The organism is Rhodococcus sp. 114MFTsu3.1 (genome assembly GCF_000383555.1).
Classification (GTDB): domain Bacteria; phylum Actinomycetota; class Actinomycetes; order Mycobacteriales; family Mycobacteriaceae; genus Rhodococcoides; species Rhodococcoides fascians_E.
Genome location: NZ_KB911553.1, coordinates 142,661 through 156,258 on the forward strand (window position 1 = coordinate 142,661; position 13,598 = coordinate 156,258).

At 64.7% G+C, this 13,598-nt stretch carries 11 protein-coding genes; 4 read left to right on the plus strand and 7 right to left on the minus strand.

Annotation, left to right across the window (positions count from 1 at the left end):
* The first annotated feature begins 4 nt into the window (after nucleotides 1–4).
* On the plus strand, nucleotides 5–1,273 hold the full coding sequence (locus tag H292_RS0117895) for an MFS transporter (RefSeq protein ID WP_020112273.1): 1,269 nt from the start codon (nucleotides 5–7) through the stop codon (nucleotides 1,271–1,273).
* Here H292_RS0117895 and H292_RS0117900 read toward each other — a convergent pair.
* The 6 genes from H292_RS0117900 to H292_RS0117925 all read right to left on the minus strand — a co-directional run bounded on the left by H292_RS0117900 (nucleotide 1,198) and on the right by H292_RS0117925 (nucleotide 8,801).
* Complete coding sequence (locus tag H292_RS0117900; protein WP_019665013.1) at nucleotides 1,198–1,497, minus strand: DUF4190 domain-containing protein; 300 nt, start codon at nucleotides 1,495–1,497, stop codon at nucleotides 1,198–1,200. The genes H292_RS0117895 and H292_RS0117900 overlap by 76 nt on opposite strands.
* Nucleotides 1,498–1,544: 47 nt before the next feature.
* Nucleotides 1,545–1,946 (minus strand): PPOX class F420-dependent oxidoreductase, encoded by a 402-nt coding sequence (locus H292_RS0117905; RefSeq protein ID WP_019665012.1) that lies wholly within the window; start codon nucleotides 1,944–1,946, stop codon nucleotides 1,545–1,547.
* A gap of 154 nt (nucleotides 1,947–2,100) precedes the next feature.
* Nucleotides 2,101–3,105, minus strand: coding sequence for a beta-ketoacyl-ACP synthase III (locus H292_RS0117910; protein WP_026347775.1), 1,005 nt, complete (start codon nucleotides 3,103–3,105; stop codon nucleotides 2,101–2,103).
* A 78-nt stretch (nucleotides 3,106–3,183) separates the two neighbouring features.
* Complete coding sequence (locus H292_RS0117915; RefSeq protein ID WP_019665010.1) at nucleotides 3,184–4,098, minus strand: alpha/beta fold hydrolase; 915 nt, start codon at nucleotides 4,096–4,098, stop codon at nucleotides 3,184–3,186.
* A complete protein-coding gene (gene lysX / locus H292_RS0117920; RefSeq protein ID WP_371828333.1) occupies nucleotides 4,099–7,338 on the minus strand; it encodes a bifunctional lysylphosphatidylglycerol synthetase/lysine--tRNA ligase LysX in 3,240 nt (1,079 codons plus the stop codon). It lies immediately after the preceding gene.
* Between the two features lie 221 nt (nucleotides 7,339–7,559).
* Nucleotides 7,560–8,801: a fatty acid desaturase family protein gene (locus tag H292_RS0117925; RefSeq protein ID WP_027498900.1), complete on the minus strand. Its 1,242-nt coding sequence runs from the start codon at nucleotides 8,799–8,801 to the stop codon at nucleotides 7,560–7,562.
* A 308-nt stretch (nucleotides 8,802–9,109) separates the two neighbouring features.
* Between H292_RS0117925 and H292_RS0117930 the strand changes: the two genes are divergently transcribed.
* From H292_RS0117930 to H292_RS0117945, 3 genes are all read left to right on the plus strand, one after another.
* On the plus strand, nucleotides 9,110–9,796 hold the full coding sequence (locus H292_RS0117930; RefSeq protein WP_020112275.1) for an ATP-binding cassette domain-containing protein: 687 nt from the start codon (nucleotides 9,110–9,112) through the stop codon (nucleotides 9,794–9,796).
* 4 nt (nucleotides 9,797–9,800) lie between these two features.
* Nucleotides 9,801–11,807 (plus strand): YhgE/Pip domain-containing protein, encoded by a 2,007-nt coding sequence (locus tag H292_RS0117935; RefSeq protein WP_027498901.1) that lies wholly within the window; start codon nucleotides 9,801–9,803, stop codon nucleotides 11,805–11,807.
* A 212-nt stretch (nucleotides 11,808–12,019) separates the two neighbouring features.
* On the plus strand, nucleotides 12,020–12,997 hold the full coding sequence (locus H292_RS0117945) for a hypothetical protein (protein ID WP_020112278.1): 978 nt from the start codon (nucleotides 12,020–12,022) through the stop codon (nucleotides 12,995–12,997).
* Here H292_RS0117945 and H292_RS0117950 read toward each other — a convergent pair.
* Complete coding sequence (locus H292_RS0117950) at nucleotides 12,982–13,518, minus strand: GNAT family N-acetyltransferase (RefSeq protein WP_020112279.1); 537 nt, start codon at nucleotides 13,516–13,518, stop codon at nucleotides 12,982–12,984. The two genes, H292_RS0117945 and H292_RS0117950, sit on opposite strands and share 16 nt — an antisense overlap.
* Between the last annotated feature and the right edge of the window lie 80 nt (nucleotides 13,519–13,598).

Sequence of the window (13,598 nt, forward strand, 5' to 3'; positions counted from 1 at the left end):
CGTCATGACTGCGACGACCGACGTGACACTGGAGTGGGAAGGCCACCCTCGTGGATCGCGCGAGTACAAGCGCCTGGTGGCGGCCCTGTTGTTCGCGGGTATCGCCACGTTCGCTCAGCTCTACTCGGTCCAGGGGATCCTGCCTCTGATCGCATCCGGCCTCGAGATCACACCGTCCCAGTCCTCCCTGGCTGTGGGATTGGCCACCGTCGGTGTCGCGGTGTCGGTGCTGCCGTGGTCCGTCGTGGCCGACCGCATCGGTCGCGTCAAGGCCATGAGCATCTCGATCGTCGTCGCCACGATCCTCGGCCTGGTGGTGCCGTTGTCGTCGTCGCTGCCGGTGCTGCTGTCCATACGATTCTTCGAAGGTGCAGCGCTCGGTGGACTCCCGGCCATCGCGATCGCCTACTTGAGCGAGGAAGTCCATCGCAACCACACGGCACTCGCCGCCGCCACCTACGTCTCGGGCACGACACTCGGGGGTCTGCTCGGCCGCATCGTCGCCGGACCGGTCGCGGAGGTGACCAACTGGCGCATCGGCACCCTCACGGTGTCGATCCTCGCCGCCGTCGCCGCGACGTTGTTCCTGGTTCTCGCACCGGTGCCACGACGCTTTCGAGCCGGTGACTCGGCCGGTCCGTCGCTCGGCACCCGCCTGTGGGCCAACCTGAAAGAACCGGGAATGCTGGTGCTGTACGCGCAGGCGTTTCTGTTGATGGGCGGATTCGTCGCGATCTACAACTTCCTCGGATTCCGCCTGGAAGGATCCGGTTTCGGTCTGCCGCAGTCGCTGATCAGCCTGATCTTTCTCGCCTACCTCAGCGGCACGGTGTCCTCACGTGTCGCCGGTCAGCTTGCCGTTCGCCACGGTCGAGCCGGGGTTCTGGCCGGGTCCACGCTGCTGATGATCGCGGGCGTCGGCCTGACGATCAGCAGCAACCTGATCGTCATCCTCGTCGGCCTGGTGATCCTGACCGTCGGGTTCTTCGCGGCCCACGCCATCGCGTCGGGCTGGACCGGTCAACGCGCGACCGTCGGGCGTGCGCAGGCGACGTCGTTGTACAACCTCTTCTACTACGGCGGCTCGTCCGTCGTCGGTTGGCTCGGCGGCGTGGTGTACCAGCAGTTCGGGTGGACCGCGATGGCACTGTTCGTCATGGGCCTCGCGGTACTGGCCCTGATTGCGGCAGCCTCGCATCATGCGTTGACGAACAGGACCGCGATCCAGAAGAAGACGGCGATCACGACGAACAGAAGCACCACGCTGACGTAACCGAGGATCAGCCCGGCGAGCGCGATTCCGGCGCCGTCCTCGCCCGTCCGCTTGATCTGACTCCGAGCGATGTGGCCGAGAACGATGGCGACGAAGCCGACGAGCCCGGTGAACAACCCCACCACGCCGCAGATCAGTGCCGCGACAGCGGTGGAGTTGGTCCGGGGCGGGCCGGGGACAGGCCCTGCGTAGTGCCCGTACGGGGTGCCCTGCGGATAGGTCATGCCCGAGTGTTGCACTCTCGGACAAATCGGGCAATCGGCACCGGAAGCTAGGAACCGATCTTGCCCCAGCCGACGTAGGCGTCGACCTCGAGCAGCCCGGTGACGCGCTCCTTGTCCCGCACGGGGTACGGCTCACCGGTGTAATGCGTGGAGATCCGGTCGATGTCGACCTGACCCGGATCGTCCTGCAGCGTGATGGTGCCGTGAATGGTGACGTGGGTGTACCAACTCGCCTCGTCGAGCACCGAGATCGACACCTTCGGGTTCGCCCGAATGTGCTCGAGACGCTTGCGATCGGCCTGGAAGTTCAGAACGATCTTGTCGTCCTCCCAGAGGTACCACGTCGGCGCCGTGATGGGCGTTCCGTCGGCACGAACAACCGCCATGACAGCGGGATTGGGCTTCTTCAGAAGTTCGATGGCATCTGCAGGCAACGGTGGCTTCGGCATGACGCCCAGCCTAACCGCCGACGAGTCCGAGGTTGTGGACGAAAATCATCGGATTGTCGTCCACAACCTCGGGCGGGAGTGGAGCCTGCGGAATGACCCAGTTAGGCGGGAGTGGAGCCTGCGGAATGACCCAGTTGGGCGGGAGTGGAGCCGGTTACAGCTTGGGGAGTTTGACGACCTGCCCGGCGTAGGAGAGGCCTGCACCGAATGCGAGCAGCAGCGCGGTGTCGCCTTCCTTGGCCTTGCCGGTGCGGAGTAGTTCCTCCATGGCCAGTGGGATCGACGCGGCCGACGTGTTGCCGGTCTCGGCGATGTCGTTGGCGACCGGGGTCTCCTCGTTCAGGTTCAGGCTCTTGGCGAGGAGTTCGGTGATGCGGCTGTTGGCCTGGTGCGGGACGAAGGCATGCAGTTCGTCGGCTTTGATGCCGGCGACGTCGAGGACCTTCTGTGCTGCCTTGCCCATCTCGAACGCGGCCCAACGGAACACGGAGATGCCGTTCATCTTGATCCACGGACGTTCGGCGTCCTCGCCGGTGATGTAGTCGTACCAGTCGATGGTCTGGACGATGGCGTCGGACTGCGATCCGTCCGATCCCCAGACGACGGGGCCGATCTCGGTCTCGTCGCTCTGCCCGACGACTACTGCGCCTGCGCCGTCGGCGAAGATGAAGCGAGTGGTGCGGTCGTACGGGTCGGTGGTCAGGCTGAGCTGCTCGGCACCGATGACGAGGACGTACTGTGCCGTTCCGGCCTTCACCAGGTCCGATGCGACAGCGAGCGCGTAGCAGAAGCCGGCGCAGCCTGCGCAGATGTCGAACGCGGCGGGGCCCTTGGTGCCGAGGCCGTGTGCGACCTTCGCGGCAGCCTGGGGCGTCAACTCGAGGTGCGTCGACGTCGCGACGATGACGGTGTCGATCTGCTCGGCGGCGATGCCGCTGGCTTCGAGCGCCTTCTTGCCTGCGGAGATCGACATCTGGACGACGTTCTCTTCGGGTTCTGCGAACCGGCGGTTCTTGATGCCCGATCGAGTCTGGATCCACTCGTCGCTCGAGTCGATGAACTCGCAGATCTCGTCGTTGGTCACCACCCGCTCGGGTCGGTGGACTCCCAAGCCGAGGAGCTTGGTCTGCCGGCCTTGCGTTGTGCTGATCGCACCCATCTTCAGTTCCTCTCGGTGGCTACCGTGCCATCGCCGGGCTTCGGCTCGGGTCTTGGGCAACGGGCTCGACAGAACACGTTACGTGTCGATGCTCCTGTGATGTGACACCAACCTCACGATGAGAGCGGAGACGTCCGCGGGTTGATCGATCATCGCGTGATGATGGGCGTGGTCCACCACGGCGAACTCGGCTCCCAGGTATCCGGCGAGCCGCGCCTGCTTGCGCAGCCACCAGCGACCCCACGGCGTTTGCCTGCCGGTGTGCGCGGCCGCGACGATCGCCGCGGACTCGAATCGTGTTCGGCGCCGGATCTCGTTCAACTCCGCGGCCATGTCCGGGTAGACGAAGTCCTCGATCAGGGCGGCTTTCAGATACGACCGTCTCCGGTAGATCCGCCGGGTCCAGTCCAGCGTCTCGAGCGGAATGCCGTCGGGTGGGATGGAGTGGTTCAGAATCCTGCGGACCGTCGGTCCCAGAACGAACTGAAGACCGCTGCCCGACGCCACCGCCGCGAGCAGGTGGGCCCCGGCAACTCGCCACGGTTTCGGAAGAACGACCCACGGGTCGCGTTCGGCACTGGAGTCGAGCAGCAGCACACCGGCGGTCCGCTGCGGATACAGCCTCGCGAAGGCCTCGGCGTAGAAACCGGCGATCGAGTGCCCGACGATCACCGCCGGGCTCGTCAGCTCCAAGGAGTCGAGGACGGCGAGAATGCGGGCGGCCTCGTCGGCAACCGTCGGGACCCGGTCGTCGGGAAGCGGTTCGCTCAGCCCGAAGCCCGGCCGATCGAACACCACGACGGTGTGGAACGGGGACAGAATTCGGACGCAGTCGTCCCAGTCGAACCAATTGCTTGCCAGTCCGCCGCACAGCACCACCGTCGGCGCGGCTCCGAATCCGTCCTCACCCTGCGCATGAGACAGGACGACGTGAGTTGTCCGGTCGTCGACGGTCACGAACTGCCCGGGCGCAAATTGTTTCACGTTGAACAATCACTGCCGGGGTTTGGCGAGCGGGAACGCGAGGGTCTCGCGGATGGAGCCACCGGTGATGAGCATGACGACACGGTCGACGCCCATGCCGAGTCCACCGGTGGGCGGCATGCCGTACTCGAGGGCCTGCAGGAAGTCCTCGTCGAGACTCATCGCCTCCTCGTCACCGCCTGCTGCAAGCAACGACTGCTCGGTCAGACGCTGACGTTGATCGACCGGGTCGGTGAGTTCGCTGTACGCGGTACCCAACTCCACGCCCCAGGCGACGAGGTCCCACTTCTCCGCGACGCCCGGTATGGACCGGTGCGGCCGAGTCAGCGGCGACATCGACGTCGGGAAGTCCTTGTAGAACGTCGGGAACTCGGTGTAGTCCTCGACCAGGTGCTCGTACATTCCCTGCGCGACGGCCCCTGCGTCCCATTCCTTCTCGTAGGGAATGTCGTTCTCGTCGCAGAGTCGCTGCAGTTCCGCGAGCGGTGTACTGGGCGCGACGTCGACGCCGAGTTTCTCCGCGACGGCTCCGTGCAGTGTCTTGACGGGCCACTCCCCGGAGATGTCGATCTCGATCATCTCGCCGTTCGGTCCGTCGGGACGCAGGATGATCTCGCGCCCGTGTGCCGCGACGGCTGCTTTCTGAATCAGCTCGCGGCACAGCACCATTGCGCGCTCGTAGTCGCTGTGTGCCTCGTACGCCTCGAGGATCGTGAACTCCGGATTGTGCTTGAAGTCCGCGCCTTCGTTGCGGAAGACCCGACCGATTTCGAACACCTTGTCCATGCCGCCGACGCACAGACGCTTCAGGTACAGCTCCGGAGCGATACGGAGATAGAGGTCGAGGTTGTACGCGTTGATGTGGGTGATGAACGGCGCCGCGTTGGCACCTCCGTGCACCTGCTGCAGGATCGGCGTCTCGACTTCCATGTAGCCGCGGTCGGACAGTGAATCCCGCAGAGACTTCACGACGTTGCTGCGCGCGATCATCAGGTCACGGGCACTGCGGTTGATCGCGAGGTCGACGTAGCGCTGACGCACGCGGGACTCCGGGTCCTGCAGTCCTTTCCACTTGTCCGGCAGCGGGTGCAGGCACTTGGCGTTCATCCGCCACTCCGCGGCCAGCAGCGAGAGCTCACCCTTCTTGCTGCGGCCGATGGTGCCACTGACCTCGATGAGGTCGCCGAGGTCGAAGTCGGAGTCGAAACTGTCCAACCTGTCGCCGACGCGTTCCCGGTCGAACAGCACCTGGATGTCGTCCGTCCAGTCCCGCACGACCGCGAACGCGACGCCGCCGTAATCGCGGTTGCGCAGGATGCGGCCGGCGATGCGGACCGTCGTTCCCTGCGGGGCGGCCAGTGCTTCGGCGACGGAATGCGTCGGGGGATAGGCGACGGGATAACCCTCGGTGCCCTCGTCGTTCAACCGCTGGAGCTTTGCGAGCCGCACCCGCACCTGGTCGGGACGCTTGGGGCCCCGCTGGGGCTCGTCGTCCTCGTCGATCTGATCGGGGCCGCTGCCGTCGGCGTGGATGTCGGCGGTGTCCGCCAGGGCCGCCGGGACCGCCGTGTGAGAACCGGTGTGCTTGTGGGCGCGCCGGAAGCTCGGAAGCGTCAGGAACCCTTCGGCGATGGCCGACGCGATGCCGACCTTGGGAAGCTCACGGTTGTCCGCGAAGCACAGGTACCGGGGCTCCCAGTCCGGCAGGTACTTCAGGTTGGAGCGATACAGAGCCTCCAGCTGCCACCACCGGGAGAAGAACACCAGCACCGACCGCCAGATCCGCAGGACAGGGCCTGCGCCGATGCGGCTGCCCTCCTCGAAGACCGCACGGAACACCGCGAAGTTCAACGAGATCCTACTGATTCCGAATTGATCTCCGCCGGTTGCCAATTCGGTGACCAGAAGCTCGATCACACCGTTCGGTGCCTGCGGGTCGCGGCGCATCAGATCGAGCGACACTCCGGTGCGGCCCCACGGAGCGAGCGAGAGCACCGCGACGGTCTTCTCGCCCTCGCGGGCCTGAACCAGTAGGCAGTCACCGTCGAGAGGATCGCCGAGGCGGCCCAACGCCATCGAGAACCCACGCTCGGTCTCGGTGTCACGCCACTCGTCGGCGCACCGGATGATGTCGGCCATCTCCTGAGCCGGAATGTCGCGGTGGCGTCGTATCTGCACTGTGACGCCTGCCTTGCGGGCGCGGTTGACCGCCTGCCTGACCGGCCTCATCTCCCGGCCGGCGAGGTTGAACTTCTTGGTGTCGAGGATGGCCTCGTCGCCGAGTTCGAGAACGTTCAACCCCGCCCGCTTGAACGCCGTGGCGCCCGTCTCGCTCGCGCCCATGACCGCGGGCGTCCACCCGTACTTCTCCGCCAGGTCCAGCCAGGCATCGATTGCGTGCGGCCACGCCTCCGGGTTGCCGATGGGATCGCCGCTGGCGAGACACACCCCGATCTCGACACGGTAGGTGACGGCGGCTTTGCCACTCGGTGCGAACACGACGGCCTTGTCGCGGCGGGTCGCGAAGTATCCGAGCGAGTCGTCGGCGCCCCACTTGTCCAGCAGGCCGCGAAGCGCGGACTCGTCGCTACCGGTCAGTGCGTTGGACGAGCGCTGCGACCGGAACAACGTGACGACGGCCGCCAACAGTGCGAGCGCCCCGAACAAGCCGAGGAGCGTGTTGACGAAAACGTGTGTGCGGCCGTCGAACTGCTCGTTGTCGACGGTTGCGAGGGCGGTGACTCGGTTGAATGCCCACAGGAACGTCTGGTTCTCCGGGAGTGTGCCGGGGAACAGAGCGACCAGCGCCCAGCCGACCAGCGTTCCGACGACCGCGCCGAGGATCAGTACACCCAGAGCCTTCCACGCCGCACCGCGTCGAACACGGGTGTAGAACTCCTTGCGAGCGGCGATGAGCACACCGACGATCACGATGTGCACGCCCAGCGCGATCCACGCGCTGATGTTGTTGCCGTCGATCACATCCGCCAGGTTGCTGACCGCGACGAGCACGAGATACAGCGTCAGAAACCACCAGGCGATGCGTTTGCGGCTCGCGAGGGCGGCTGCGGTGAGCCCGAGCACCAGAGCCCACGCGAGCGAAGTGTCCGGTGCGTCGATGTAGTAGTTGTCGATGTACTCGCGTGGCACACGGATGACGGCGCGCAGCGCCGGAGACAGGCTCCAGAGAAACACCAGTACCGCGAACACCCCGAGGACGAGCCCGGAGATGTGCGGCACCTCGCGCAGACGCCCGTGCTCCGGCGGCGTGAATGCCCGCGGAGTGCGGTGTTCTGGATTCTTCGTCGACTCCGATGTCACCGGTGTGCTCGTCACGATCCGCTCCTGCCCTCGGCGCTTGCCGTTCCCTTCGTCGGCTGCTGCGAAAACAGCCGAGGTAACGGTAGCGCCGAGGACCGACTTCGAGTGATCATTCGGCGCCTCGCGGCGCGGTAATCACCCGCCGCGGATCAGGCGGGATGGACCGGTGTGTGCTGCTTCAGCATTCCCAATGCAGTTTTCAGGCCGCGGCGCCGGCCCGTCGCCGGATCCACACCGAACACTTCCTTGATTCCACCGCGAATGCGGAACTTCAGCTCGGACGACGTTTCCGGCGCATTGTCCGATGTCGCGGAGAGCAGTCGATTCGGCAAGGACAGTTTCAGAATGGTGCGCAGCGTCTGCCCGTACTGGTGAGCAAGCGAACCCGTCGTGTACGGAAGGTCGTACTTGTCGCACAACTGCCGAATTCTCGGAGCGATCTCCGCATAGCGATTGCTCGGTAGATCCGGAAAGAGGTGATGCTCGATCTGGTAGCAGAGGTTGCCGCTCATGAACGCCAACGTGTCGCCTGCCTCGAAATTGGCGCTACCCAGCATCTGTCGCAGATACCATTCCGGCTGCGTCTCGGTCTCGTATTCCTCCAGCGTGAACTTCTCCGCGCCATCGGGAAAGTGACCGCAGAAAATGACCGCGTACGACCAGTAATTCCGAATGAGATTGGCGACGACATTCGCCGTGAGCGTCGACTTCCACGCAGGGCCGGTCAGCAACGGGAAAAGAACGTAATCCTTGCCCACCTGCTTTCCGATCTTGCGGACGACGTCGACCGCCATCTCCTTCTTGTCCTCCCACTTCACCTCGCCGGTCCTAAGCTTGTCGGTCTCGAGGTGATGCAGCGCCACGCCCCACTCGAAGAACGTCGCCAGCAACGCGTTCACCAGCGGCTGCGCGACATACTTCGGATGCCACTCCTGATCGCGCGTGATGCGCAGAATGCCGTAACCGACATCGTTGTCCAAACCGACGATGTTGGTGTACTTGTGATGCGTGAAGTTGTGCGAATGCTTCCACCCCGACGACGGGCACGTGTTGTCCCACTCCCAGTTACTGGAATGGATCTCAGGATCGTTCATCCAATCCCACTGACCGTGAATGACGTTGTGCCCCAACTCCATGTTCTCGATGATCTTGCCCGCACCGAGCAACGCAGTACCGAGCAACCACGCAGGCCTCTTCTTGCTCGCGAACAACACCGCCCGGCCCGCAACCATCAACGACCGCTGAAACGTGATGGTTCGCTGGACATACCTGGCATCCCGCTCACCACGAGAATCCTCGACATCACGCCGGATCGCATCCAACTCCGCACCGAGCGCCTCGATATCCGCCTCGGTCAAATGGGCATATTCCTGAATATCCGATATCGCCATGATTCCCCTCCACATGCGAACCCGAGTGTCCCCGGTCACCACCTCGACCCTACGTACCCCCGGCCCCGCCGTCGACCGGTGTCCGCTACCCCCTAGTTTTTGCGGACCGAACGTGACGTTCGGTCACTCCAAGTGACCGAACGCCACGTTCGGTCCGAGGTAGGGGCGAAAGACGTGCGCGGAACGGGCGACATCGGGGGTGCAACGGCACGTCGGAACCCAAGACCGGTCGACGGTTCACATGGTTAGCTGGCCGCAAGAACCAGCCAGCCGACCTGTGAGGCCGGCTCGTCCGATGGAGAGTGCCGGTGACGGAGCAATCGGTAGCGGTCAGTGCACGAGGTATCGCCGTCCGGCGCTCGCCGGGGATGGCCTACGGCCCACTCGACCTGGAGGTGGAGGCCGGCGGGGTGACGGTGCTCGTCGGGCCTGCGGGGGAGGGTCGTACCGCGTTGTTGCTGACGCTGGCGGGCCGGATGTCACCGTCGGAGGGAACCCTGACGGTGTTCGGTCGAGGACGCACCCGTGACATCTTCGCCGACGCGGCCGTCGCCGGCATCGACGAGCTCGATTCCCCACCGGACGGGGTGACGGTGGGCGATCTGGTCACCGAACGGATTCGCTGGGATGCGCCCTGGTATCGACTCGTCCGCAAGGCCGGGTCGTCGGAGTTGGATCGAGTGTGTGCGCCGGTGTTCGGGCCGCGCACCCCGCCGTCGGCGACGGATGTCGTCGGCGAACTCGGTGAACTCGACGAATTGCTGCTTCGCATCGCGCTGGCTGATTCCTCGGCGCCGCGTGTGCTCGTCGTGGGCGATCTCGATCGATTGGGGAGCGCCTACGACCGGGACGTGCTCCTCGACAGACTCGTCGCGCTCGGCGAGCAACGCACGGTGATCACGGCCAGTTCGGACGCCGTCGACCCGTCGTCGGGCATCGTCGCGCAGATCTCCGTAGTGCCATCAGGCCGTCACGAGCAGAAAGACGTGGGGTGAGACGGTGCTCGCTGGACTGTCCTTCGGGACCGATATCAAGCGTTACGGACGCGGAACCCTCCCACGGGTGGCGCTCCTGACCATCGTCGTCCTTCCCCTGTTGTACGGAGCGATGTATCTGTGGGCGTTCTGGAATCCGTTCGCCGCTGTCGACAAGGTGCCTGCTGCGCTCGTCAACTCCGATCGAGGGGCTGTTGTCTCCGGCGAGGAGCTCGATGCAGGCCAGCAGGTGGCGTCGGCCCTGATGGACTCGGGTGAACTGGACCTGACCCTGGTATCGGAAGAAGAAGCCGCGCAGGGTGTCTCGGACGGAGACTACTACTTCTCGATCACGCTTCCCGAGAACTTCAGTGCCGCAGTCGGATCCCCGACGGGTTCGGACCCGCAGAAGGCCGAGCTGGCCTTCGCGTTCAACGACGCGAACAACTATCTCGCGACGGTCATCGGCCAGAACGCTGCGCAGCAGGTACTGAATCAGGTCGGCTCGACCATCGGCGAGCAGGCGGTCGACAAGGTTCTCGTCGGTCTCACCGATGCAGGAGCCGGACTGTCGAAGGCCGCCGACGGCGCCGAACAGCTGTCCGACGGCCTCGTGACCGCCGACGCGGGGGCTGCGCGTCTGGCAGAAGGGTCGAAGACTCTGGCGGACAACATGGTCACCGCACAGGACGGCTCGGCGCAGCTGGCGGCAGGAGCAAGCGAGCTGTCGACGGGCATCACCACGGCCACCGATCCGTTGCTCGCGATCATCGGTGACGTCGGTCGGATCGGCGTCGACCCCGCCCAGCTCGGAGCGGGCGCCACACAACTGAGCACCGGAATCGACGCCGTCGTGTCCCGGCTGGGCGAGGTCGGTGCAGTGCAGTCCCAGGCGGCGGTGGCCGTCGAGCAGGCGGTGACGATGTTGCGGGCCAATCCGGATCCGTTGTCCGGGCAGGTCGCGTCGGCGTTGACACCAGTGCTGGACACACTGCGCACGCAGGGGATCGACCCCGGTACCACCGCGGAATTGAACAGGTTGTCCTCCGACGCGCAGCAACTGTCCTACCAACTCGACGACCCGAGCAGTCCGCTGCGCACCGGTTTCACACTGCTCCAGGACGGTGGGCTGCAATCCGACGTCCTGCGGCTTCGAGACGGTGCCCAGCAGCTCGCGACGGGATCGGCAACCCTCGCCGACGGGCTGGTTCAGCTGACCGACGGAAGCAACAAACTCGCCTCGGGCGCAGGTGAGCTGGCCGACGGGACCACGAGGCTCGACGCAGGCGCGAAGGAACTGTCCACAGCCCTGCGCGACGGCGTGTCCCAGGTGCCGAGTTGGACCGAGAACCAGAGAACGTCGGTGGCACAGACATTGTCGGCGCCGGTTGCGTTGTCCCTCGAGTACGAGAATCGTGCGGCGACATTCGGCACCGGATTCGCACCGTTCTTCCTCCCGCTCGCGCTGTTCATCGGTGCTCTCATCATCTGGATGTTGTTGACGCCGTTGCAGTCCCGCGCCGTCGCAGCCGGTCTCGGTTCGATCCGAGTAGTTCTCGCATCGTACTGGCCCGCCTTGGTGGTCGCAGTGTGCCAGGTCCTGGTGATGTACACGGTGGTTCACTTCGGGGTCGGGCTGCACGCGCGGTACGTTGCAGGAACGATCGCGTTCCTCGTGCTTGCGTCCGCGGCGTTCCTCGCACTGATCCAAGCATTCAACTCGGTGTTCGGAGTGGCCGTCGGCCGCGTTGTGACCTTGGCATTCCTGATGTTGCAACTGGTCTCGGCCGGTGGCATCTACCCCGTCGAGACCACCGCCAAGCCGTTCCAGATCCTGCATCCCTTCGACCCGATGACCTACGCCGTCAACGGACTGAGACAGCTGACCGTCGGCGGCATCGACTCACGATTGTGGAGCGCCATCGCCGTGCTCTCCGGCGTACTCGTCGCCTCCCTGGCCGCAAGCTCCCTGGCAGCACGACGAAACCGGCAATACACCATGCAACGCCTATACCCACCCATCGAAGTCTGAGCGGTCGTCTGCCCCCTTTTTTCCGGACCGAACGTGACGTTCGGTCACTTCAAGTGACCGAACGCCACGTTCGCTCCGACGGAATGGGGTCCGGAAGCCGATGTGCCGTTCGGTCTCGACCGAAACGGACGTTGTCCACAGGGTGAGAGTTATCCACAGGCGGGTCGAGCCGAGGGCCGAAATTGTCGGTCCGGTGGTATTCGATGCGCAGCATGAAACGGGGCGACTGGGCACAAGACCGAGAACTGCTGATGAGGCATGCGAGAAACGGTGTGATCGGATCCGCGAAGCTGCGCAGGTTGGGGGTGGGGGCCAAGACGATCGTCGACAGAACTGCCGGTGGACCGTGGCAGCGAATCCTGCCTGGGCTGGTTTTGCTGCACAATGGCCAGCCGACCAGGCACGAACGCAACACCGCGGCGGTGATGTACGGCGGAACCGATGTGATGTTGTCGGGTCGCGCGGGGCTGGCACTGCACGGCTTCGGAGCGTCGACGCAGACAACGGACACGCTGCTTCTGATTCCGGACGAACGAAATCGGAAGGATTCGAAATTCGTGGTGGTCGAGCGTACGACGAGGTTGCCGGAGGCGACGACGAAGCGGGGGTTGCCTGTCGCGCCAATCGATCGATGCCTGCTCGACGCGTCCCGTCGGATATCCGATCTGCGACAGTGCACGGCGTTGATTGCCGAAGTGGTGCAGCGAGGCGGCGCCGAGATCAGGGCATTGATGAGGGAACTCGACGAGGGTTCCTCGCGCGGAAGTGCGGTACCGCGGCGTGCGCTGCACGACCTCGGCGACGGCGCCCACTCGGTCGCCGAGGTGGATGCGCGGGCGTTGTGCGCAAGGAGCGGCCTGCCCCCATCGATGGCCAACTGCGTCATTCTGAGTGAAGCCGGTGAGTTCATCGCGATCATGGACAACTGGTGGGACGACGTCGCCATGGGCGAAGAAATCGAATCCTTCCAGCACCATGCGTCGCCTGCAGCGTTCGAGAAGACGTACGAACGACGCACGGGTATTCAGAATCACGGCATCGTCCTGACCGCGCACACTCCGAAAGCCATCAGAACGCAACCGAATTCGGTCATCGCGGATCTACGTCGTGCCTACGATGAAGCGAGTGCCCGCCCGCGACCGAACGTACGGGCGATACCGTTGTCGGAGTGGCGTCAGGACGCGTCGTAGATCCAGATCATCTGGCGGCCGGTCTGATGCGACGTCGTGATCGGGTGATCGATCACGCGGTCGAGGCGGTATCCGAGGCGCTCGGGTACCGCCCGACTGCGGTCGTTCGCAGCATCGCAATGGATTTCGACTCGAACGATGCCGTCGAGCTCCGCGGCGAGGGCCGTCAGAGCTCGCGCGACACGAGTGACGATTCCTCGTCCCTCCGCATCTTCGGTGACCCAATAACCGATCGTCGCGTGATCCGGTCCCGCTAATCGAATCCCCGCTTTGCCGAGGAATTCATCGCCCGAACCGTCGGCGATCATGTAGTCGAACATCGAACCCGAATCCCATTGTGCAAGAGAGTCGGCAATTCGACTTTCCTGGGTTGCGACGGGTGTGGCGTCCTCGACGGCCCACTCCATCCACGGCGCAAGCCGCGGGATGTTCGACGCTATCGCCTCGGCGACGACAGGTGCATCGGCCAAGTTCTCCCGGCGAAGAACAATTTCGTCCAGGTCGATCCGAAGTGGGGGCATGCAGTGCAGTGTGCATCGATCATGGTTCGCAATGCGAGCGATTTTCGTCGCACCCACGTGGAGCGAACGTGGCGTTCAGT